Source organism: Rothia sp. HMSC071B01 (assembly GCF_001808945.1).
GTDB lineage: Bacteria > Actinomycetota > Actinomycetes > Actinomycetales > Micrococcaceae > Rothia.
The window spans coordinates 248,554-269,943 of the sequence record NZ_KV795081.1; the positions used below are offsets into that span (position 1 = coordinate 248,554).

The 21,390-nt window shown below is 60.7% G+C and carries 18 protein-coding genes; 4 read left to right on the plus strand and 14 right to left on the minus strand.

Annotated elements, in window-relative coordinates:
- Positions 1-193: 193 nt before the first annotated feature.
- The 5 genes from HMPREF2527_RS09155 to sdhC form a co-directional block, all read right to left on the minus strand.
- The gene (locus tag HMPREF2527_RS09155; protein WP_049346821.1) at positions 194-1,444 is read right to left on the minus strand and encodes an amidohydrolase; all 1,251 of its coding nucleotides are present in this window, start codon (positions 1,442-1,444) and stop codon (positions 194-196) included.
- A 242-nt stretch (positions 1,445-1,686) separates the two neighbouring features.
- Positions 1,687-2,475, minus strand: coding sequence for a succinate dehydrogenase iron-sulfur subunit (locus tag HMPREF2527_RS09160; protein WP_005508960.1), 789 nt, complete (start codon positions 2,473-2,475; stop codon positions 1,687-1,689).
- Position 2,476: 1 nt separating this feature from the next.
- Positions 2,477-4,240, minus strand: a complete 1,764-nt coding sequence (gene sdhA, locus HMPREF2527_RS09165) for a succinate dehydrogenase flavoprotein subunit (RefSeq protein ID WP_070507889.1) — start codon at positions 4,238-4,240, stop codon at positions 2,477-2,479.
- A gap of 51 nt (positions 4,241-4,291) precedes the next feature.
- Entirely contained in the window at positions 4,292-4,777 is a 486-nt protein-coding gene (locus tag HMPREF2527_RS09170; protein ID WP_005506820.1) for a succinate dehydrogenase hydrophobic membrane anchor subunit, read from the minus strand.
- Positions 4,778-4,780: 3 nt separating this feature from the next.
- The gene (gene sdhC / locus HMPREF2527_RS09175) at positions 4,781-5,239 is read right to left on the minus strand and encodes a succinate dehydrogenase, cytochrome b556 subunit (RefSeq protein WP_005508964.1); all 459 of its coding nucleotides are present in this window, start codon (positions 5,237-5,239) and stop codon (positions 4,781-4,783) included.
- A 347-nt stretch (positions 5,240-5,586) separates the two neighbouring features.
- Between sdhC and HMPREF2527_RS09180 the strand changes: the two genes are divergently transcribed.
- Both HMPREF2527_RS09180 and HMPREF2527_RS09185 read left to right on the plus strand, forming a co-directional pair.
- A complete protein-coding gene (locus HMPREF2527_RS09180; protein ID WP_070508013.1) occupies positions 5,587-6,696 on the plus strand; it encodes a mannose-1-phosphate guanylyltransferase in 1,110 nt (369 codons plus the stop codon).
- 286 nt (positions 6,697-6,982) lie between these two features.
- Positions 6,983-8,395: a hypothetical protein gene (locus HMPREF2527_RS09185; protein WP_371440209.1), complete on the plus strand. Its 1,413-nt coding sequence runs from the start codon at positions 6,983-6,985 to the stop codon at positions 8,393-8,395.
- 104 nt (positions 8,396-8,499) lie between these two features.
- Here HMPREF2527_RS09185 and HMPREF2527_RS09190 read toward each other — a convergent pair whose 3' ends face one another.
- The 3 genes from HMPREF2527_RS09190 to HMPREF2527_RS09200 form a co-directional block, all read right to left on the minus strand.
- Positions 8,500-9,078, minus strand: a complete 579-nt coding sequence (locus HMPREF2527_RS09190) for a 2'-5' RNA ligase family protein (RefSeq protein WP_070507896.1) — start codon at positions 9,076-9,078, stop codon at positions 8,500-8,502.
- Between the two features lie 51 nt (positions 9,079-9,129).
- Positions 9,130-10,194, minus strand: a complete 1,065-nt coding sequence (gene trpS, locus HMPREF2527_RS09195) for a tryptophan--tRNA ligase (RefSeq protein ID WP_049350033.1) — start codon at positions 10,192-10,194, stop codon at positions 9,130-9,132.
- Between the two features lie 86 nt (positions 10,195-10,280).
- Positions 10,281-11,156 (minus strand): exodeoxyribonuclease III, encoded by an 876-nt coding sequence (locus HMPREF2527_RS09200; RefSeq protein ID WP_005506814.1) that lies wholly within the window; start codon positions 11,154-11,156, stop codon positions 10,281-10,283.
- 80 nt (positions 11,157-11,236) lie between these two features.
- Here HMPREF2527_RS09200 and HMPREF2527_RS09205 point away from each other — a divergent pair, with 80 nt between their 5' ends.
- The gene (locus tag HMPREF2527_RS09205; protein ID WP_049350032.1) at positions 11,237-12,070 is read left to right on the plus strand and encodes a GntR family transcriptional regulator; all 834 of its coding nucleotides are present in this window, start codon (positions 11,237-11,239) and stop codon (positions 12,068-12,070) included.
- Positions 12,071-12,192: 122 nt separating this feature from the next.
- Here the strand turns inward: HMPREF2527_RS09205 and HMPREF2527_RS09210 are convergent, their stop codons facing one another.
- From HMPREF2527_RS09210 to purN, 5 genes are all read right to left on the minus strand, one after another.
- Entirely contained in the window at positions 12,193-13,071 is an 879-nt protein-coding gene (locus HMPREF2527_RS09210; RefSeq protein ID WP_005508973.1) for a bifunctional methylenetetrahydrofolate dehydrogenase/methenyltetrahydrofolate cyclohydrolase, read from the minus strand.
- A gap of 205 nt (positions 13,072-13,276) precedes the next feature.
- Positions 13,277-14,551: a serine hydroxymethyltransferase gene (gene glyA, locus HMPREF2527_RS09215; protein WP_012904094.1), complete on the minus strand. Its 1,275-nt coding sequence runs from the start codon at positions 14,549-14,551 to the stop codon at positions 13,277-13,279.
- A gap of 291 nt (positions 14,552-14,842) precedes the next feature.
- On the minus strand, positions 14,843-15,424 hold the full coding sequence (locus HMPREF2527_RS09220; protein ID WP_049341495.1) for a TetR/AcrR family transcriptional regulator: 582 nt from the start codon (positions 15,422-15,424) through the stop codon (positions 14,843-14,845).
- A 268-nt stretch (positions 15,425-15,692) separates the two neighbouring features.
- Complete coding sequence (gene purH, locus HMPREF2527_RS09225; protein ID WP_012904095.1) at positions 15,693-17,303, minus strand: bifunctional phosphoribosylaminoimidazolecarboxamide formyltransferase/IMP cyclohydrolase; 1,611 nt, start codon at positions 17,301-17,303, stop codon at positions 15,693-15,695.
- Positions 17,304-17,515: 212 nt separating this feature from the next.
- Positions 17,516-18,082: a phosphoribosylglycinamide formyltransferase gene (gene purN / locus HMPREF2527_RS09230; RefSeq protein WP_070507899.1), complete on the minus strand. Its 567-nt coding sequence runs from the start codon at positions 18,080-18,082 to the stop codon at positions 17,516-17,518.
- 248 nt (positions 18,083-18,330) lie between these two features.
- Here purN and HMPREF2527_RS09235 point away from each other — a divergent pair, with 248 nt between their 5' ends.
- Positions 18,331-18,849, plus strand: coding sequence for a 4-hydroxyphenylpyruvate dioxygenase (locus HMPREF2527_RS09235; RefSeq protein ID WP_070507902.1), 519 nt, complete (start codon positions 18,331-18,333; stop codon positions 18,847-18,849).
- Between the two features lie 12 nt (positions 18,850-18,861).
- On the opposite strand, the gene HMPREF2527_RS09240 is transcribed toward HMPREF2527_RS09235, so the two are convergent.
- The gene (locus HMPREF2527_RS09240; RefSeq protein WP_070507905.1) at positions 18,862-21,351 is read right to left on the minus strand and encodes a cell division protein PerM; all 2,490 of its coding nucleotides are present in this window, start codon (positions 21,349-21,351) and stop codon (positions 18,862-18,864) included.
- Positions 21,352-21,390 lie beyond the last annotated feature (39 nt).

A 21,390-nucleotide genomic window follows, 5' to 3' on the forward strand; every position in this document is an offset into this window, starting at 1 on the left:
CGAGGGTGTGTGGGCACGGGGTCGGGAACATAACGCAAATGTCCTCATAATCCCTTTAATTCTATCGCGTGCATAGAGTTTCACCCCGTCACTCGGTGAGAGGTGACGGGGTGAAACTTGTACAGCTTTCAAGGCTTGATGTGGCGAAATAGTCGCGTCTTTACGCCTGACTCATAAGCTTTCGAGTGGCTCTTTAGCGCGCCTCATCGCGGATGGGGTTCGCAGCCTTCGCAGCCTTCGCCAGTTCAAAGCGGACGGCGCGCAGGGCAGTTGCCGCCATGACGCGCACACCAATGCCGATTGCCTGCTCGCTCGGGGCGTAATCGCCCTGATGCAGATCATAGGTGGGGTCGCCGGGGGCACGGGTACCCAGGCGGAACATGGAACCGGGAACTTCCTGCAGCATCCACGCGAAGTCTTCGCCACCCATGGACTGCTCGACCAGCACGATGGAGTCCTCGCCCAGCTCGGCGCGGGCTGCGTTCTCGAGCATGGTGGTTTCCAGATCGGTGTTCACGACCGGGGGTACGCCGCGGATGTGCTCCACCCGCGCCTTCACGCCGAAGGGTACAGCGACCTGCTCGATCACTTCGTCCAGCAGGTTGCCTGCCTGGCGCCAAACCTCAACGTCCAGGCAACGCATGGTACCCGCCAGGTAGCCCTCGGCGGGAATAGCGTTGGGGGCAACGCCAGCACTGACCTGACCCCATGCCACCAGCACACCCGAACGAACGTCGGTGCGGCGGGTTAGCACGGCGGGAACCTGCACAGCAATCTGGCTCATCGCATAGATGAGGTCCTCAGTCAGATGCGGGCGAGAAGTGTGGCCGCCGTGACCGCTCAGATGAATTTTCACGGTATCCGAGGCGCTGGTAATCGCACCGATGCGGGTACCGATCTGGCCCAGGTCCACCTTCGGGTCACAGTGCAGAGCGAAAGCACGCGGAATATCCTTGAGTAGACCCTGCGAAATCATCTGCACCGCACCGCCGGGCAACTGCTCCTCAGCGGGCTGGAAGAGAATACGGACGCTACGGCCCAGCGGGGTCTTCTCGTTCAGCTCGTGCAGTGCCAGCGCCACACCGAGCATGACGGTCTGGTGAATATCGTGACCGCAGGCGTGCATCACGCCGGGCACGGTAGAAGCATAGGGCAGGTCGGTCTGCTCAACAATGGGCAGAGCGTCAATATCGGCGCGCAGAGCCACAGCGAAGGGGCCGCTCCCGATATCTACGTAGCAGCCGGTACCTTCGCAAGCAACGGGGTTCATGCCGGCTTCTCGCAGTCGATTCATGAGGCGCTCAGTGGTCGCCACTTCACGGAAGGAAAGCTCCGGGTTGGCGTGCACTTCGCGGCGGAACTGCACGAGGGTACCCATCATGCGCTCCACCCAGTCGTCGAAGACAGGGGTGGACAAATCGTAGCGAGAATTAGCGAAAACCATACACAGTAGAATAACGCCGCCCGCCGGGGTTTACCTACCCGCTCCCCCTTTCTGACAGCCCTCGAGAATATCTATGACTTTATGACAGATTGTGAAGAGTTTTTGTGCACGCCGAAGCCCCTGAAAATGCTCTGTGCCATCATTTCCATCAGACTTTTTCTGTCAAACAATTCAAGCCGCCACCCGGTGTGGGTGACGGCTTGAATCGTCAATGCTGTATCAGCTGATACCGCGTACTCAGATTAGAGCGAGCGGCTCAGGATTGCCTGCTTCACCTCGGCAATAGCCTTGGTGATCTGGATGCCACGGGGGCAAGCCTCGGTGCAGTTGAAGGTGGTGCGGCAACGCCACACGCCTTCCTTGTCGTTGAGGATTTCCAGACGCAGGTCGCCTGCATCGTCGCGCGAGTCGAAGATGAAGCGGTGTGCGTTCACGATAGCGGAGGGGCCGAAGTACTGGCCGTCGGTCCAGAAGACCGGGCAGGACGAGGTACATGCTGCACAGAGGATGCACTTGGTGGTGTCATCGAAACGTGCACGGTCCTCAATGGTCTGCAGACGCTCACGCTCAGGCTCGTTCGAGTCGTTGATGAAGAACGGCATGATTTCACGGTATGCCTGGAAGAAGGGCTCCATGTCAACGATGAGGTCCTTCTCGCAGGGCAGACCCTTGATGGGCTCAACGGTAATCGGCTTGGTCAGGTCAAGGTCCTTCAGCAGGGTCTTGCAAGCCAGGCGGTTACGACCGTTGATGCGCATTGCGTCCGAGCCACAGATACCGTGTGCGCAGGATCGGCGGAAGGAGACGGAACCGTCTACTTCCCACTTGATCTTGTGCAGAGCATCCAGCACGCGGTCGGTGCGGTACATGGTCAGCGGGAATTCATCCCAGTACGCCTCGGAGGAAACTTCCGGGTTGTAGCGACGAATCTTGATGACCACATCGTACGTGGGGATGGAGTCGGAGTCGCCGCCGGTCATACCCTCAAACAGCTTGACGGATTCCGGTTCGGGGAGTTCGTTTTCAGCCATTTTAGTACTTACGCTCCTTCGGCTCGTAGCGGGTGTAGACAACGGGCTTGGTGTCGAATCGCAGGCCCTTGACACCCTCAAACTCAGATTCGGGGTCGAGGTAGACCATCGAGTGCTTCATGAAGTTGACGTCGTCACGCTTGGGGAAGTCCTCGCGGTAGTGACCACCACGGGATTCCTTACGGTGCAGTGCGCCAACAGACATGACCTTTGCCAGCTCAATCAGGAAGCCAAGTTCAACAGCCTCAAGCAGGTCGAGGTTGAAGCGCTTGCCCTTGTCCTGGATGGAGATGTTCTTGTAACGCTCTTCCAGTTCAGCGATGGTTGCCAGTGCTGCGCGGATGGTCTCATCGGTACGGAACACCTGCATGTCAGCTTCCATAGCCTTCTGCAGGTCTGCGCGGATAGCGCCAACCTTCTCGGTGCCCTTGCCTTCGAGGATGCCGTTGAGCATGTTGAGAACGCGATCTGCTGCGTCGTCCGGAACGGGTACGAACTCAGCGGATGCTGCGTACTCTGCTGCCTTGCGCCCTGCACGCTTACCGAACACGTTGATGTCCAGCAGGGAGTTGGTGCCCAGACGGTTTGCACCGTGGACGGACACGCAAGCAACCTCACCAGCTGCGTAGAGGCCGGGGATGGTCTCTTCGCTGTTGCGGTAGACCTCGGTCTCGTTGTTGGTGGGGATACCGCCCATTGCGTAGTGCGCGGTGGGGAACACCGGGATGGGCTGGTGGTGCGGTTCCACTGCCAGGTAGGTACGAGCGAACTCGGTAATATCGGGCAGCTTCTCGTCGATGTGGGAGGGCTCCAGGTGGGTCAGGTCCAGCAGCACGTAGTCCTTGTGGGGACCGCAACCGCGGCCTTCGCGCACCTCGTTTGCCATTGCACGTGCCACGATATCGCGGGGTGCGAGGTCCTTAATGGTGGGTGCGTAGCGCTCCATGAAGCGCTCACCGTCAGCGTTACGGAGAATACCGCCTTCACCACGAGCACCCTCGGTGACGAGAATGCCCAGGCCAGCCAGGCCGGTCGGGTGGAACTGAACGAATTCCATGTCCTCCAAGGGCAGGCCTGCACGCAGAGCGATAGCCATGCCGTCACCGGTGAGGGTGTGTGCGTTGGAAGTGGTCTTGAAAATCTTGCCACAGCCGCCGGATGCGAAAATCACGGACTTAGCCTGGAAGACGTGGACCTCGCCGGTTGCCAGGTCGTAGGAGACAACGCCGGCGGGGCGGGGCTTGCCCTCTTCGTCATTGACCAGGATCAGGTCGAGAACGTAGAACTCGTTGTAGAACTCCACATTGTGACGAACGCAGTTCTGGTAGAGGGTCTGCAGAATCATGTGGCCGGTACGGTCAGCTGCGTAGCATGCGCGGCGCACAGCAGCCTTACCGTGGTCACGGGTGTGACCGCCGAAGCGGCGCTGGTCAATGCGGCCTTCGGGGGTTCGGTTGAAGGGAAGACCCATCTTTTCCAGGTCGAGCACAGCGTCAATAGCTTCCTTAGCCATGATTTCTGCTGCGTCCTGGTCGACCAGGTAGTCGCCACCCTTGACGGTGTCAAAGGTGTGCCACTCCCAGTTATCCTCTTCGACGTTAGCCAGAGCGGCGCACATGCCACCCTGTGCAGCACCGGTGTGGGAGCGGGTGGGGTATAGCTTGGTCAGTACCGCGGTGCGAACTCGCTGACCGGCCTCAATGGCGGCACGCATACCTGCGCCACCGGCACCGACGATCACTACATCGTACTTATGTACCTGCATGATGTTCTTTCTGTGTTTTAGATGTTTTCGTTTGTCTCGGATACGTCGCCGTTAGCGTGCCGAGCAGAAGCTGGGGAGCAGTTCAGCCGCTGCGCCGGAGGGGCAGGGGTCGAACGCGAAGATGGTGAGGGTACCAACCAGCAGGACGAATGCGCATGCTGCGAAGAGGATGACCTTCAGCCAAACGCGCAGGCGGTCCTTCTCAGCGTAGTCATCGATGATGACGCGGATGCCGTTAGCACCGTGCAGCATAGCCAGCCAGAGCAGCAGCAGATCCCAGACCTGCCAGAAGGGGTTAGCCCACTTGCCGCCCACGAAGCCGAAGTCGATGGCGTGGATACCGTCACCGACCATGAGGTTGGAGAACAGGTGACCGAAAATCAGCACGACGAGTACGACGCCGGACAGGCGCATACCCAGCCAAGCGAACATCTCAAAGTTGTTGCGCTTGGAGGAGGAGCGGTTGTACTTCACACCGTCGATGCGGTTGTCACGCAGACGGGGTACATAGGTGCGGGGCTTAAGCGGAGTAGCCATAGTTTAGTGACCTCCCATGTGCGAGAAAACGATCGGCAGGTGACGTGCGGCAAAGCCAGCAACGGTGATTGCCCAGAGGAAAAGCACAACCCAGAGAATCTTGATGTGCATGTAGGTTGCCTTCTGGCTGATTTCGACGTTGCCGTCCTTGTTCTTCGCCTGGATGTGCTCCACGTGCGAGTTGGTTGCCTTACCCCAGAAGTCAATAAGGATAATACGAATACCGTTGAACGCGTGGTAGACGATGGCGGCGACAAGCGCGGTCTCGCCCAGGCCCATGATGGGGTTCTTGTACAGGCTCAGTACACCGTTGTAGGCCTCCGGGGAGATACGCACGACGGCAGTATCTAGGATGTGTACAAGAAGGAAGAAGAAAATCGCGATACCGGTAATGCGATGAGCAACCCAGGACCACATGCCCCAGCGGCCGCGGTAGAGGGTTCCTTTAGAACCATTCAACACTGAATAACCTCCTGCTGCGACGGCGAGCGTCTGGGTTCTGGTACCGCATTTTTAGGCCCCAGCTTCCAGGCACAGCTGTGTGCTCACCGACTGCTTTTGTTCGTCTGTTACTTCCAAGATATCAGGTAAATTCACAGCTTACTGACACCCTGTTTAGGGTTTTTTTACAGGTTCTAAAAGCAAATTAGGGCACATTTTCTTTACGATATCCCCTAATCCCCTGTGTTTGTACGGAACTTACCTTAACCTAACCTCAAACATCACCTAAATGAGAGCCGCCTGACACTTTTTTGTTAAAACCTAAAAGAATTCGATATATGACAAATTCACCCGCTATTCTTGAAGCGATGAATACTGCACTCACTCGATTCCGCCCGCTTATTCCCGCCGGCGGTGTTGGCTCGCGTTTGTGGCCCCTGTCCCGCGCGCATGCCCCGAAATTCCTGCTCGACCTTACCTCGTCGGGCAATTCCCTGCTGCGTGACACCTACGACCGTCTCATCGATCTCAGCAACGGTTCCGTCATGGTAGTTACCGGCACTTCGCACGCCAATGCGGTTACCCAGCAGATTCCTGAGCTGCGTGCCGCTGACCTGGTGCTGGAGCCCTCCCCCAAGGACTCGGCTGCAGCTATCGGTCTGGCTTGCGCTATCATCCACCGCCGCGAACCGGACGCCATCATCGGCTCCTTCGCAGCTGACCACGTCATCAGCCCCGTGGATGAGTTCCACCGTGTGGTGACCGAAGCTGTCACCACCGCGGCAACCGGCAAGATTGTCACCATCGGCATTACCCCCACCGAGCCCTCCAGCGCGTTTGGCTACATTCATGCCAGCGAGCCCCTGGGCATCGAGGGTGCTCCCAACGCACACGCAGTGGACACCTTCGTGGAGAAGCCGGACACCGCCACCGCACAGAAGTACCTGGACTCCGGTGAATACACCTGGAACGCAGGCATGTTCGTGGCACCTGCCGCCCTGATGCTCAAGCACCTCGAGGCGAATGAGCCTGAGCTGTACGCAGGCATTATGGAGATTGCTAACGCGTGGGACACCCCCGAGCGCGAGGCCGTTATGGAGCGTGTCTGGGAGACTCTGCCGAAGACCGCTATTGACTACGCCGTGGCAGAGCCCGCCGCAGCCGCAGGTGACGTCGCCATGGTTCCCGGCTCCTTCAGCTGGGACGACGTTGGAGACTTCGACGCTGTGGCTCGCCTGAACACCGAGAAGAGCGGCGAAGAGCTGACCATCCTCGGCGAGAAGGACAACGTCATTAACCACGGTTGCTCCGGCATTATTGTCGCGAACACCGAGCGCAAGATCTCCGTGATTGGCTTGGACGATATCGTTGTGGTTGACACCCCCGATGCTCTGCTGGTCGCACCGCGTTCCAAGGCACAGGCTGTCAAGGATGCCGTGGGCGAGATTAAGGCGCGAGGTCTGAACAACCTCCTCTAAATTTTTGGCCTTGAGTAGGTACATGAGCCTTACTCGAGCAAAAGATACCTCTAGAAACCGGCTCTCTTCTTTTCGGAAGGGAGCCGGTTTTCTTTTGCCCTAATGGCTCATTTTGCGGGCGGTTTCAAGGCTTTTGCCTAGTGGGGTGCGGAAGGATGCTCCCTGCGGCTGGGCGGGGGTCGGAATGCCTTACGCACCCGGCGTGGGCTGCGCTTCCAGACTCTGATACGAGCCAAGGATCAACCACTATAGAGAACCATTCTCATGTTAGTCTTGGTGCATGCACATGACCCGTAAGTTTTTCCTCACCCGCGCCGGCGCACTCGGCGCAGTAGCCGCACTCGCCCTGACCGCATGTGGCTCCCAGACCACCCAGACCGGCCAGAATACACAGACCAGCCCCAGCGCCTCCACCTCCGCGAGCGCAACCGCCGCACCCATCACCGAAGGCAAGGGCGCCGCAAGCCGCGTCGCCATCACCTACGACGGTGGCGTACTCGTTTACGACGCCAAGGACATGAAGCTGCTCGCAGACATCCCCAAGGAAGGCTTCCTGCGCCTCTCCGACGCTGGCGATAACCGCCACCTCGTCGTTGCAGACGGCAACAGCTACACCTTCCTGGACACCGGCGTATGGTCCGTAGCGCACGGCGACCACTCGCACTACTACACCACTTCCCCGTCGCTGTCTTCGCTGTCTCTGGCGGCTGACCACACCGGTCACGTCATCAAGGACAACGGCAAGGTCGCGGCATTCGCTGACGGCACCGGCTCCTTCGCCGTGTACGACCCGGCGAAGCTGACCCACGACAAGCGCACCGCCTCCTCCCTGGAGACCACGACCGTCACCCTGCCGAAGCCTCACCACGGCTTCGCAATCCCGCTGCCCAACGACCAGTACCTGGTAGCGGTCGGCGACTCCAAGACCCGCACCGGTGCCGCTGTTGTGGATGCTCAGGGCAAGACCGTCACCGAGAGCCCCGCCTGCCCCGGCGTTCATGGTGAAGCCATCGCCAAGAACGGCGCGTTCTCCATCGGCTGCACCGACGGTGCGCTGGTCTACAAGGACGGCAAGTTCACCAAGATCACCAACCCCGAGGACCCGTACTCGCGTTCCGGCAACCAGTCCGGTAAGGCTGACTCGCAGTACGTTCTGGCGGACTACAAGACCGATAAGGACGCTAAGCTGGAGCGTCCCGAGAAGTTCTCCATCATCGACACTGTTGCGGTAACCCGCACCGTCTACTCCCTGCCCTCCGGCGTGAGCTACACCTTCCGTTCGCTGGCTCGCGGCCCTCAGGGTGAGGCTCTGCTGCTGACCACCGACGGCAAGCTGCGCATCTTCGATCCGGCAACCGGTGCCGAGCTGGGCTCCGTACAGCTCATGGAGGCGTGGACCGAGTCTGAGACGTGGCAGGACGAGCGTCCGGCACTGTGGGTGGACGGTAAGACCGCCTACGTGACCGACCCGGCGACCAAGAAGCTCATTGCGGTGTCCCTGTCGAACCCGGCAGCTCCGAAGGAGCTGATGAGCGTGGAGCTTCCGAAGACCCCGAACGAGATTCTGGGTGTCTCCTCCTCGAACGCTGCACCGGTTGAGGCTGAGGCTCACGGCTCTGAGGCACACGGCACTGCTTCCTCCTCGGCTTCGGCTGACGCGCACGAGTCCGGCGAGGCTCATGAGGGCCACTCCCACTAGGGCTCTCGCGCTGAGATAAACCGAGCGAAAGCATAAAGAGAGATGCGACCGATAACCTATCGGTCGCATCTCTCTTTATGTATGCAGGGTTTATGCGCCAGCCACTAACGCAGCGGCAGAACCGTCATCTCTTCCCAGTTCTGCCCGTCGTAGGAGTAGCAGTGTAGGTGATCCACGGTGAAGGTGCGCTGCTCGGCGGGCAGAGCATCAAACACCTCACGGGCGTTCGCCACCTGCTCTTCCGTGAGCCCGTGACCCAGGGTCACGTGCGGCACATAGGGGAAGGACGCCGCGCCGGCACCGAATAGCTCAACCAGCTTCTGGTGAATCTGCTCGAACTCGGCCCTACCCGCCTCCAGGTTCAGGTACTCCACCTCGGTGACCGGGCGGAAGGAGTGTACCGAACCCCAGCGCGCCTCAAAACGCGGCGTGTCCAGCGCCTCGCGGAACTGCGGGGAGTGCACCTCAGCCATTAGAGACTCGTTCAGCTCCGTCAGGTACACGGTCACGTGGGTGCTGATAGGCGCCACCGCACCACCGGCTACCGCGCGCTTCCACTCTTCCAGGCGCTGAACATTCTCACCGCTCACGTGCGCAATAACGCTCAGGTAGCGGCGACCGGGTTTCAGGGTCGGGGATACAGGAGCCGTCGTGGGGCTCGAAGAGTTCTCTTGTGCTGTCATCTCAATCGTGCAGGTAATGCGGCGTCTCAGCCGGGCAGGCTGAACAGCGCGCTAGATTGCGGCGGCAGGCAGGAAGCCAACCTTCTTGTACACGTTCTCAATGGTGACGGTAGCGATCTCGCGGGCAGCGGATGCGCCCACAGCCAGCAGGCGGTCCAGCTCGGCGGGGTCGTCCATCAGCTCGAGGGTACGCTCACGCACCGGGGTGAGGCGCTCCACCACAATATCGGCAAGGTCGACCTTCAGGTGGCCGTACATCTTGCCCTCGTAGCGTGCCACGATCTCGTCGATGCTCTCGCCGGTCATTGCCGAGTAGATGGAGAGCAGGTTGGAGACGCCGGGCTTAGCCTCGCGGTCGTAGGCGATGAGGGAGCCGTCATCGGTCACGGCGGACTTAATCTTCTTCTGGGTTGTCTTGGGGGTGTCCAGAAGCTTAATCAGGCCCTTATCGGATGCCGCGGACTTGGACATCTTCGAGGTCGGGTCCTGCAGGTCGTAAATCTTAGCGGTTTCCTTCAGAATCACCGGATCGGGCACCACAAAGGTCTCACCGAAACGGGAGTTGAAGCGCTGAGCCAGGTTACGGGTCAGCTCCAGGTGCTGACGCTGATCCTCGCCCACGGGCACGCCGTCCACCTGGTAGAGCAGGATGTCGGCGGCCATCAGAATCGGGTAGGTGAACAGGCCCACGGAGGCGTTCTCGGCGCCCTGCTTCTGGGACTTGTCCTTGAACTGGGTCATACGGGAGGCCTCGCCGAAGCCGGTGAAGCAGTTCAGAACCCACGCCAGCTGGGCGTGCTCGGGCACGTGCGACTGCACGAACAGCGGGGTGCGGGTCGGGTCAATGCCGGAGGCGATATACTGCGCCGCGGTCAGGCGGGTACGCTCACGCAGCTCCTCGGGGTTCTGAGGAACGGTGATGGCGTGCATATCCGGGATAAAGAACAGACATTCGTTATTCGGGTCGTCCTGCAACGCCACCCAGTTGTTCACAGCACCAATGTAGTTACCCAGGTGCATCGAATCAGCCGACGGCTGCGCACCCGAGTAGATACGTGCCTTCTGCTGAGAGGCGTTAGGGATGAGGGACTTATCCTGCTTCTTTTCGTCTGCCATAGTTATTTCCTGTGCAGTTCTTCCTGTGCGGTGCTGCGGACGGTGCAGCACATCTTCAAAAACTTATCTGTAGGTGGGTCCGCGTCTTACTCACCGATGCGGTAGTCAACCACGAGCGGCGCATGATCGCTGAAACGCTCATCGTAGCTTGCCGCGCGGTCCACGACCGCCTCCACGGCGCTTTCGGCGAGCGCCGGGGTCGCCATGTGGTAGTCGATACGCCAGCCTGCGTCATTATCGAACGCCTTGCCGCGGTAAGACCACCAGGTGTAGGGGCCGGGCACCTGACCCGCCAGCTCACGAGCCACATCGCGGTAGCCGATATCGCCGAAGAAGCGGTCAAAGTAGGCGCGTTCCTCCGGCAGGAAGCCGGCACGCTTCTGGTTAGCCTTCCAGTTCTTAATGTCCAGCTCGGTGTGGCCCACGTTCAAATCGCCCACGATGAGCACGTGGTCCGAGTGCTTTGCCAGTTCAGGCATGCGCACCAGCATGCGCTCCAGGAAGCGGTACTTATCGTCCTGCTTCTGGGTGCCGACCTCACCGGAGTGAACGTAGGCGCTGACCACGGTCAGGGTCTTACCGTTGGGCAGAACGTAGTCCGCCTCAACCCAGCGGCCCGAATCGTCAAAGTACTCTTCGCCAATATTCGAGCGGGTCGCCACCGGCTGATTCTCCAGGACTTCACCGGCCGAGTTCGGGGTGCGGCGGGTCGCCACCAGTACACCGGCGCGGCCCTTCGCGGCAGCCTCCGCGTGCAGAATATGCCACTGGGATTCGTCCAGCAGCTCACGCACGATAGCGTCGGGGGCGCGCACCTCCTGCAGGCAGAGAATGTCGATGTCACGGCTCGCCAACCACGCCGCCATATCCTTCTTGTAGGCGGCTCGGATACCGTTCACATTCACGCTCGCCACGCGAAGCAGACCGCTCGGGCGCGGTGCAGGGGTGTTAGAAAAATGCATAGTCTTAATTATGCCAGTTTGAAGGAAGAGAAATTTTCACTCGTGCGCGTTTTTTCTCTGGCTGAACGGTAAACTATTGGGTGATGAATTCACACTCCTCACAGACCACCGACCACGGTACCCCCTCACATTCTGCGGGCACCTCCGCCTCCGAAAGTACCGCTCACAACACTGAGAGCCGCTACGAGCTACCCCCGATTCCCGGCCCGAAGTACGAGCAGGTCATCCACTACATTGAGCAGCGCTACATTATTCCCGGCAAGCCCGGCGATAAGCTGCCCACCGAACGTATGATTCAGCAGAACTTTGGGGTGAGCCGCCAGACGGTTCGTAGCGCCCTGAAGGTCCTGATTGAACGCGGCCTGCTCTACAACGTGCAGGGCTCCGGCACCTACGTTGCCGAGCGCACCGACGCCACCTACATTCCGCGCGTGGACACCTTCGTTGACGATATGTGCCGCCGCGGTTTTGAGGGCTCCACCCGCATGATTGCGACCCGCTGGGTGGACGCCACCGAAGAGATTTCCACCCACCTATCCGTGCCGGTGGGCGAGCAGGTGCTGTTCGTGCGCCGCCTGCGTCTTGCCGACCACGAAGTCATCGGCTTTGAGCGTTCCTACTTTGTCAAGGCCGCCGCAAGTAGCATCCTGGACGCCATGATGGCGGAGATGTCCGGTGCGATGAGCTCGCTAGACCAGCTTGCCGACACCCCCAACGCCATTAAGCACGCCCGCGTACGCACCAGCGCGGCGCTCTTCACCGACGCCGACGCCGAGGCGTTCAACCAGCAGGTTCCCGTGGGCGAGGCGGCGTTCAAGGTCTGCGCGACCGGCTACACCGAAGAAGGTAGCCCCGTAGAGTACGCAGAGACCTTGTACCTTGCCGATGCCTACTTCTACGAGATGATTCTCTAGCACCTGCCTTTTCTCTTGTGATGACAGTGTGAAGGGCGGTGCCCCGGTAGATTGTTCTACCGGGGCACCGCCCTTTTGAGTTATCAGCTCTGAAATATTTCAGCTCTAAAATGCTGCGGGCCTTACGCCGCCTGACGCTCCGCGGTCTCAACCACGTTCACCAGTAGCTCCGCGCGGGTCATCGGGCCCACACCGCCGGGGTTCGGGGAAACCCAGGATGCCTTCTGCGCAGCCTCCGGGGAGACATCGCCGAAGAGCTTCTTCTTGCCGGTCTCCGGGTCCTCAGCGCGGGAAACACCAACGTCCAGCAGGATTGCGCCGTCCTTGACCTGGTGAGCCTTCAGCACGTGCGGAACACCCACAGCGGCAACAATGACGTCAGCCTCGCGCAGTACCTCGTCCAGGTTCTCGGTACCGGTGTGCGCCAGGGTTGCGGTCGCGTTCACCTCGCGGCGGGTCAGCAGCAGACCCAGCGGGCGGCCCACGGTAATGCCGCGGCCGAGCACCACAACGTTCTTGCCGTTCCAGTCGATGCCGTGGCGCTTCACCAGCTCAATGACACCGTTGGGGGTGCAGGGCAGCGGGGAATCCAGCGGCTCAGAAACGTTCAGCACGAGCTTGCCGAGGTTGGTCGGGTGCAGGCCGTCAGCGTCCTTCTCGGGGGCGATGCGCTCCAGCACGCGGTTGGTGTCCAGGTGCTTGGGCAGGGGCAACTGCACAATGTAGCTGGTGCACGCCGGGTCGTTGTTCAGCTTGTCGATCTCTGCGTCGAGCTCTTCCTGAGTGATGTCACCGGGCAGGTCCACACGGATGGAGTTAATACCGATCTCTGCGCAGTCGCGGTGCTTAGCGCCCACGTACGAGCGGGATGCGGGGTCGTCACCGACCAGCACGGTACCCAGGCCGGGGGTAATACCCTTAGCCTTGAGCGCCTCGACGCGCTCCTTCAGCTCTTCCTTGATGGCTGCGGCGGTTGCGTTACCGTCTAGAATCTGGGGCATTGTTTTTCCTTCCATAGATTGCGGCGGGTTCGCCGAAACGGACGGTCTGTGTGTTGGGTTCTAGGGTGTGCCCCTAGAGGTACCACTCCCCCGCTACGTCCCTCAACGAATGTGGCGGGTAGAGCAGCAAAAAGTAAGAGGGCGAAATAACCCCGCCCGCTCAGCACCCACAGGGAATGTTGAGCGAACGGGGTCATTCATGGGTCTACCAGTTCTCGCTACCCTGGTAGAGGGGGTACTTGGCGCACAGTGCCTCAACGCGGGCACGCAGCGCAGCGATGTCCGGGTTCGGCAGCAGTACGGAAGCGATAATGTCGGCAACCTCGGTGAAGCCCTCGGCGTCGAAGCCGCGGGTCGCCAGAGCAGGGGTACCGATACGCAGACCGGAGGTCACCATCGGCGGGCGGGGGTCGTTCGGCACAGCGTTACGGTTGACAGTAATACCGGCATCGTGCAGCAGGTCTTCTGCTTCCTTGCCGTTGAGGGCGTGGTTGCGCAGGTCAACAAGCACCAGGTGAACGTCAGTACCGCCGGATGCGATGGAAACGCCGGCGTCCTTCACATCCTGCTGCAGCAGGCGGTTCGCCAGGATCTGTGCGCCCTCAACGGTGCGCTTCTGGCGGTCCTTGAACGCGTCAGATGCGGCGACCTTGAACGCGGTAGCCTTCGCGGCAATCACGTGCATGAGCGGGCCACCCTGCTGGCCGGGGAACACTGCGGAGTCAATCTTCTTCTTCAGCTCCTCGGTGCAGAGGATGAAGCCGGAGCGGGGACCGCCCAGAGTCTTGTGTACGGTGGAGGAGACCACGTGTGCGTGCGGGACGGGGTTCGGGTGCAGACCCGCAGCCACCAGGCCCGCGAAGTGGGCCATGTCCACCCACAGGTACGCGCCGATTTCGTCAGCGATCGCGCGGAACGCAGCGAAGTCCAACTGACGGGGGTACGCGGACCAGCCGGCGATAATCAGCTTGGGGCGCTCAGCCAGCGCCAGTTCACGCACCTGCTCCATGTCAACGCGGCCGTTCTCGTCCACGCTGTAGGCGACAACGTTGTACAGCTTGCCGGAGACGTTCAGCTTCATGCCGTGAGTCAGGTGGCCGCCGTGTGCCAGGGACAGACCCATGATGGTGTCGCCGGGGTTCAGCAGTGCATGCATGACGGCGTTGTTCGCCTGCGCGCCGGAGTGGGGCTGAACGTTTGCGTGCTCAGCGCCGAAGAGTTCCTTCACGCGGGAAATAGCGAGGGACTCAACGATGTCAACGAATTCGCAACCGCCGTAGTAGCGGCGGCCGGGGTAACCCTCAGCGTACTTGTTGGTCAGCACCGAGCCCTGGCTTTCGAGGACGGCACGGGGGACGAAGTTCTCGGATGCAATCATCTCGAGGGTGTTCTGCTGGCGCTTGCGCTCCAGCTCAATGGCTTCTGCAACCTCGGGGTCGAGGTCGGCGAGGGGCATCTCGAGGATCTTCTGCTCGGACATTACGCTCCTGGGAGTGTTTTTGCGTTATCTTCGGTCGCTCATCATCGGGGTTTCCGCGGCGTATGCCGGGCGTTCTTCAGGAGGCGGCGGGCGCCTCCAACTGAAAACCCCGAATGAAAAAAATATGAGCTACACCTCATAATACCGTAAAGCCCGCTTTCCTTCGAGAAGGAAAACGGGCTTTACCAAGCATCACGATGAAGTTTTCACGGTGTCTGCGCGAGTCCGGCGCGGGGCGCACAACACACCCCGGCGGGCTTATTGGCGGCAGTTTACGCAGGTCTGTGCGCCCTACGCCTGACGCAGAATAGCGGAAGCGTACTCCAGGTACGCCTCGCGAGCGCTCTCCTTCTTACCGCCAGCCACCAGCTGGGTCTGCACCACGTAACCGGTCAGCACCGACAGCACCGCGGCACCGATAACGGTCAGCCACTCTTCAAGCTCTTCTTCGGTGAAGTCCAGCTCAGCGGCACCCCAGGCGCGGTAGCGTTCCAGGGACTGATCGCGCAGGTAGCTCAGCTGTTCAGACACCACGGTCGCCAGCTGCGGCATTGCCACAGCCTCGCCCCAGGTGACGAGCAGGTGACGGCGAATCTTGGGGGTGTCCAGCACCTTCAGGCACCCGAACACGTAGTCCCAGGGCTGTTCGGCGCGGATGCGGTCGAAGGGCGCCATGTCCATGCGGGCTGCCGCCAGGATAATCTCATCCTTGGAGGAGAAGTGGTTATAAATCGCTCCAGCAGACAGGCCAGTGGCCGCAATAATCTCGCTCATCGAAGCCTTCTGATAACCCTGCTTGATGAAGCATTCGCGGGCGGTCTCTACAATCTGAGAACGCCTGTTCTTTTTGTATTCTTCGCTGACTTTAGGCACACCCTAATCCTAGCGAACTTTTAGCCAATCCGTGCGCATCCTGGTCGCTGTTGACGCGCCCTCATGCGCAAATCCGGCGCAAAATAGAGCAAAAATTCTATAAATACGACTGCCCACAATACGGATGCTCCACCGCAGATGTTCCAACACGAATGTCCCAGGTGGAGAGTATGAAAAAGCGGGGCATCCCAGGCTCACCAGAAGGTTCACCCTAGAATGCCCCGCTCACAGCGGGCAGCTCAGCGCAGGCTGAGCCCGCTACACATTTTTAGTGGAAGAAGTGGCGGGTACCGGTCAGGTACATGGTCACGCCAGCAGCCTTAGCCGCCTCGATAACTTCCTCGTCGCGGATCGAACCGCCCGGGTGCACGACGGCACGCACGCCGGCGTCCAGCAGCACCTGCAGGCCGTCAGCGAAGGGGAAGAACGCGTCGGATGCGGCAACCGCACCGCGGGCACGCTCGTTACCTTCACCGCCGAGAGTGTTCGCGCGCTCCACCGAAAGCTTGCAGGAATCCACGCGGTTCACCTGGCCCATGCCGATGCCCACGGCGGCACCGTTATCGGCAAGCAGAATAGCGTTGGACTTGGGCGAACGCAGTGCACGCCACGCGAACTCGAGGTCACGCAGGGTTGCCTCGTCAGCCGGCTCACCGGCAACCAGGGTCCAGTTCTTCGGGTCGTCACCCTCAGCCTGTAGGCGGTCAGCCTCCTGGAAGAGTGCGCCACCGGAAATGGGGCGGTACTCGATAGCCTCGCGGGCAAAGTTCTCGGGCAGAACCAGCAGGCGCAGGTTCTTCTTCTCACGCAGGATCTCCAGCGCCTCGGGCTCGAAGCCGGGAGCCACGATCACCTCGGTGAAGATGCCCTTGACGGTCTGAGCCATAGCGGCGGTCACCGGGCGGTTAGCGGCAATCACGCCACCGTATGCGGACAGCGGGTCGCAAGCGTGCGCCTTCGCGTGAGCGTCCGCAATCGGGTCAGCCGCGCCGGGGGTTGCCACAGCAATACCGCAGGGGTTGTTGTGCTTGATAACGGCAACAGCCGGCTCGTCGAAGTCGTAAGCGGCACGCAGAGCGGCATCAGCATCAACGTAGTTGTTGTAGCTCATCGCCTTACCGTGCAGCTGCTCCGCCTGAGCAATGCCGGGGGCAGCGGCGGGGTCAACGTACAGGGCGGCACGCTGGTGCGGGTTCTCGCCGTAACGCAGGGTCTCGCTGCGCTCGAAGCCCAGGCCAGCGTACGGGGGCCAGAAGTTAGCGTCCTCATCCTGCAGGAACTGGGATGCGGTCCAGGTAGCCACAGCGGTATCGTACGCGGCGGTGTGGGCGAATGCGCCGGCAGCAAGGCGGCGGCGCTCATCCAGGGAGAAGCCACCGTTCTTAGCGGCCTCAACGGTGCGCGCGTAGTCGGCGGGGTCCACAACAATAGCGACGGCGTCGTGGTTCTTCGCGGCAGCGCGAACCATGGAGGGGCCACCAATGTCGATCTTCTCGATGATGGCGTCCTGATCGGCACCGGAGGCAACGGTCTCAACGAAGGGGTACAGGTTCACAACCACCAGGTCGAATGCCTCAACGTCCAGCTCTTCGAGGGTGTCGATGTGCTCCTGCTTGCGGCGGTCCGCCAGAATACCGGCGTGGATGCGCGGGTGCAGGGTCTTCACGCGGCCTTCGAGGCACTCGGGGAAACCGGTCACTTCGGTGACCTCGGTGACGGGTACGCCTGCTGCCGCGATGGTTGATGCGGTGGAGCCGGTGGAGACCAGCGCGACGCCAGCCTCGTGCAGGCCGCGGGCGAACTCCTCCAGACCGGTCTTGTCGTAGACGGAAATGAGGGCGCGGCGCAGGGGCACGCGATCGAGCTCAATGAGAGACACAAATACTCCGATGCTTTAGACGTGCGCCGGTTCTCGGCGGCACAGCTGGTGGATGGACGTAGCATGCCCGGATAGGCAGGGCATGTGTGGGGGTATTCCCCGCCGCTGTGCGTGACGCTAAGGTGAACGCGTCGAATGGGCACAACGGAACGTGTATGGGCGGCGGGGTTTGAGCTCGGCTCATTCCGCCGCGAAAAATTTAGTGGGCGGAATTAGCTGTCAGATGCAGCACTGTGAGATTCAGCGAGAGACGCGATGGTCTGCACGAGCAGGCGGCGCTCCTGCACCTTAATGCGTTCGTGCAGGGTCTCTTCGGTATCGTCCTCCAGAACAGGCACTGCCGCCTGGGCGAGGATGGGGCCGGTGTCAACGCCCGCATCCACAAAGTGGACGGTCAGGCCGGTAATCTTCACACCGTGCGCCAGGGCGTCACGCACGCCGTGCGCACCCGGGAAGGAGGGCAGCAGGGCGGGGTGAGTGTTGATGATGCGGTTGCTGAAACGTTCGACCAGCTGCGCGTCAACAATGCGCATGAAGCCGGCGAACACAATGTAATCGGGGTCGTAGGAAGCGATCTTTTCTTCCAGCGCGCGGTTCCAGGAGGGGCGGTCGGCGTAGTCGCCGGGCTTCACCAGGAAGGTGGGTACACCCGCCGCCTGGGCACGTTCAATACCCAGACAGGGCTTGTCGGCGCCCACTGCCGCAATGTCGAGGGGAAGCTCGCCCGCTGCTACAGCGTCGAGGATGGACTGAAGATTCGTTCCGGAGCCGGATACCATAACCACAATTCGCACCCGACTAGTATAACCCGTCTCACACCCTTATCCAAAGGGGGTAAGAGGTTCACAACGCACCCAAAACCCAAAGGTGAGCACAAAGAAACCCCGGCGGGACAAATCCTCACCGGGGTTCACTGGAGTTCATAGGGCTTCACCGGGGTTTGCTGGGCGCAAACTCAACAGATCGCGAACTCAATAGGCCACATACTCAATAGGTCGAGGGCAGACGGGGCGGTACCCTTATAGGTATGTCTACTCCCCCGCAGAACACTCCAAACAACGCACCGCAGCAGGCACCTCAGAACATGATGCCGCAGCCTCGAGGACCCCAGGGCAAGAAACCGCGCAAGCCCATCGACCCCATCGAACAGCAGAAAGCGAATATTCGCACCTCGCTCATGCTAATCGTTGCCGCGCTGGTGATTTTTGCGGCGTCCTCCTTCGTGCTCTCCACGATGCCGCTTTTCTTGGCGCTCTTCCTCTTCGCGCTCGCCGGCATCACCCTGAGCATTATTGCGATCGTGCGCACCGCAGTCTACCGCGGCCCCTGGTTCTTCTACATTGCCGCGGGCGTCAGCATCATCTACGGCGCGATGACCCTGCTCGGCGGCATCGGTCTTGCCCTCATGCCCGGCGCGCAGGAGTACCGCGAGTGCCGCGCCGCCGCGCTGACCCAGACCGACATGTACACCTGCGACCAGAAGTTCCAGGGCACGATGGACAAACTCACCGGCACGTCCAACTCTAGCTCTTCTGCAGCTCGTTAGGGGTTCTGCGCGCTAGTTCTTCTTGCGGGCGTTAGAACCCTGCGCATTAGAGCCCTGGGACTTCGAGGAGCTGACATCCAGCGGGGGCAGCTCCACGGTAGACGCCTCATCGGTCACCAGCGGAAGGATGCCGGTCTGGCTACGAACCTCAAAGATGCGGCTCATCGCCTGATCAGCAGAGAGGACATCCAGCTCGCGATCCACAAAATCACGTTCTAGGTCGTTCTTCCGCTTCTTGCGTGCCGCCTTAGCCGCCTTCTTCGCCTCGCGCTTCTGCGCACGCTCAAGCGCACGGTCGCTAGTACGATCATCGCCGGCGCGGTCCTGCGCGGCAGATTCAGCATGGGCGGCATCAGCCGAGTTATCCTGCACTGATTCATCCTGCGCTGCGGCAGGCTGTTCAATACCAAAGCCGAAGTACGCCATAATGCGGCTCGCGCGGCCCTTCGAACGCGGCGCCTGCTCTGCGGGCTCTTCAACAGCGTTCTCACGCTCAGCAGCCACAGGTTCGGCAGCCTCGTAGACGGGCTCCTGAATCAGCTCGCGAGTCTCCTCCTCGGAGGGGTCATGAGCGTACACGGCGGGGTTATAGGTGCTGTGTTCGTATGCAGTGTGCTCGTTGGAGGCAGGCTCAACAGATGCTTCGATACTCTCGTAATCCTCAGCCTGTGCAGAGTGCAGGTAATCGACCTGCTGAACGGCCTCAATCGGCTCGTACTGCTCAGCGGGGCTCTCTTCAGCAGTAGCCTCTTCGGAGGTGGGCTCTTCAGCCACCTCTTCGCGCTCTTCAACGATGTCTGCGAAAGCGTCCGCCGCCGCACGTTGCGCCAGCTGTTCGGTCGCCTCCACGGGGACGGCAACCACCGGCTCCTGCGGATGCACCGGCACGTGACCGGTCGCCACCTCAGATACAACAGACTGCTCAGGCTCAGAGACATTCTTCTCAGAAGCCTTCTTAGAGGCAGCCGCGCGTGCCGTCTCTTCCGCCTCGTGCTCAGCTGCTTCACGCTCTGCAGCCTCACGAGCGGCGACTTCCTCAGCTTCACGCTCAGCCGCCTCACGTGCCGCAGCTTCCTCAGCCTCACGCTCCATACGCTCCGCACGCGCCTGCGCACGCTCCTCACGACGCTCCGCAAAACGCTCACGGCCCTGCGCAAAACGCTCACGGGTCGAGGCAGTAAAACTCATCAGACGCTCACCCAGATTCGGGCGCTCATCCGCAAAACGAGGCAGCTCACGGCTACTATCCGGTACCAGGGCACGGCTCAGCAACATACCGAAAGTCACGCCGGCACCCACCGTCAACGCGGTATGCGCCGCAAAAGTCAGCGGCTCAGCACCAACCTCCGTAAAACGACCAATGCCCAGGGAGCCGTACGAAATCCAGCCCAGCCACAGGGCACCAAACGACGTCATAATACCGGTCATCACACCCAGCACCACCGCAGAAATCAGCGCAGACAGCGGGCGGAACGGAACCTTCAGGGCAACCCACTCATCCAGGTGATCCTCACCCTCACGCAAGAACCACCAGCCAGCAATCGCACCGGCACCCAGCGGCACCAGCAGACCCACCAGACCGAACGTGCCCATCGACTCGGGCACAGCACCCAGAATCGGAAGCATCGGCAAAGTACCAACATCGCTACTGGTCAAGCCAACCGAGGTACCCGCACCAAAGGAGAAACCGGCACCGGTCGACCACGCAATCGCATAAATCACCAGGTTCGGCAAGAAACCCAACTGCAACAGAGTCACCGCAGTATCACCCACAGCGCCCGCATGCAGCTCCTGGTAGGTGGCAACAATCTGCGACCAGCCAGCCAAAATACCGATACCCAAAAGCACCGCGCCCAGACCGACCAGCGCCACAAAAGCAACCACCGCGGCACGCACCACAGCCCAGGCATACGAACCCGCCCAACGCGAATACTGACTCATCTGCGAAATCTGCTCCGCAGTATCAACACCCACCATGCGCGAGAGCGAACGCGCCTCACGGTAGCCACCCCACATCAGACCAGCCACCACAATACCCAAAGGCACCAGGGCAGCATTCAACGCCTGAAGAGGCTGCGGATGCGGGCTCGCCCAACCGTACATCGCCGAACTAATCAGCGCGTAAGTCACCGAACCGGACAGCACCGGAATCAAAAACTCACCCTCATACGAAGCGCGCGCCAGACGACGACCCGAACGGTAACAGAGCAGCAGAGGCAGAATACTCAAACCCAGCGGCACCAGCGTCATCGTGCCGGCAGAAGCACCAAAAGCAGCCGCAAGATCCAAAGGAACGCCGTGAATCAGAAGCCACAGGTGCGCCGACATGGCGGCCACGGAGGAGAACTCCATGTCGCCAAAACCTTTGGTTGCCCACACGGCAGACATCGCCGCAAACACAGCAAGCGCAGAGAACAGGGCAGTAACAATTAGCTCAACAACACCCTGAAGCCACAGAGGCATGGGCATGGAATAACGCGAGATAGGTGAGGTGCTTTTCATCGTCCTTCAATCATGCCACGAATTAACGACGAAACCCGC

Coding starts and splice junctions, on each gene's coding strand:
- HMPREF2527_RS09155 (WP_049346821.1), bottom strand. CDS start 1,444: ATGGTTTTCGCTAATTCTCGCTACGATTTGTCCACCCCTGTCTTCGAC.
- HMPREF2527_RS09160 (WP_005508960.1), bottom strand. CDS start 2,475: ATGGCTGAAAACGAACTCCCCGAACCGGAATCCGTCAAGCTGTTTGAG.
- sdhA (WP_070507889.1), bottom strand. CDS start 4,240: ATGCAGGTACATAAGTACGATGTAGTGATCGTCGGTGCCGGTGGCGCA.
- HMPREF2527_RS09170 (WP_005506820.1), bottom strand. CDS start 4,777: ATGGCTACTCCGCTTAAGCCCCGCACCTATGTACCCCGTCTGCGTGAC.
- HMPREF2527_RS09180 (WP_070508013.1), top strand. CDS start 5,587: ATGAATACTGCACTCACTCGATTCCGCCCGCTTATTCCCGCCGGCGGT.
- HMPREF2527_RS09185 (WP_371440209.1), top strand. CDS start 6,983: ATGACCCGTAAGTTTTTCCTCACCCGCGCCGGCGCACTCGGCGCAGTA.
- HMPREF2527_RS09190 (WP_070507896.1), bottom strand. CDS start 9,078: ATGACAGCACAAGAGAACTCTTCGAGCCCCACGACGGCTCCTGTATCC.
- trpS (WP_049350033.1), bottom strand. CDS start 10,194: ATGGCAGACGAAAAGAAGCAGGATAAGTCCCTCATCCCTAACGCCTCT.
- HMPREF2527_RS09200 (WP_005506814.1), bottom strand. CDS start 11,156: ATGCATTTTTCTAACACCCCTGCACCGCGCCCGAGCGGTCTGCTTCGC.
- HMPREF2527_RS09210 (WP_005508973.1), bottom strand. CDS start 13,071: ATGCCCCAGATTCTAGACGGTAACGCAACCGCCGCAGCCATCAAGGAA.
- glyA (WP_012904094.1), bottom strand. CDS start 14,551: ATGTCCGAGCAGAAGATCCTCGAGATGCCCCTCGCCGACCTCGACCCC.
- purN (WP_070507899.1), bottom strand. CDS start 18,082: ATGGTATCCGGCTCCGGAACGAATCTTCAGTCCATCCTCGACGCTGTA.
- HMPREF2527_RS09235 (WP_070507902.1), top strand. CDS start 18,331: ATGTCTACTCCCCCGCAGAACACTCCAAACAACGCACCGCAGCAGGCA.
- HMPREF2527_RS09240 (WP_070507905.1), bottom strand. CDS start 21,351: ATGAAAAGCACCTCACCTATCTCGCGTTATTCCATGCCCATGCCTCTG.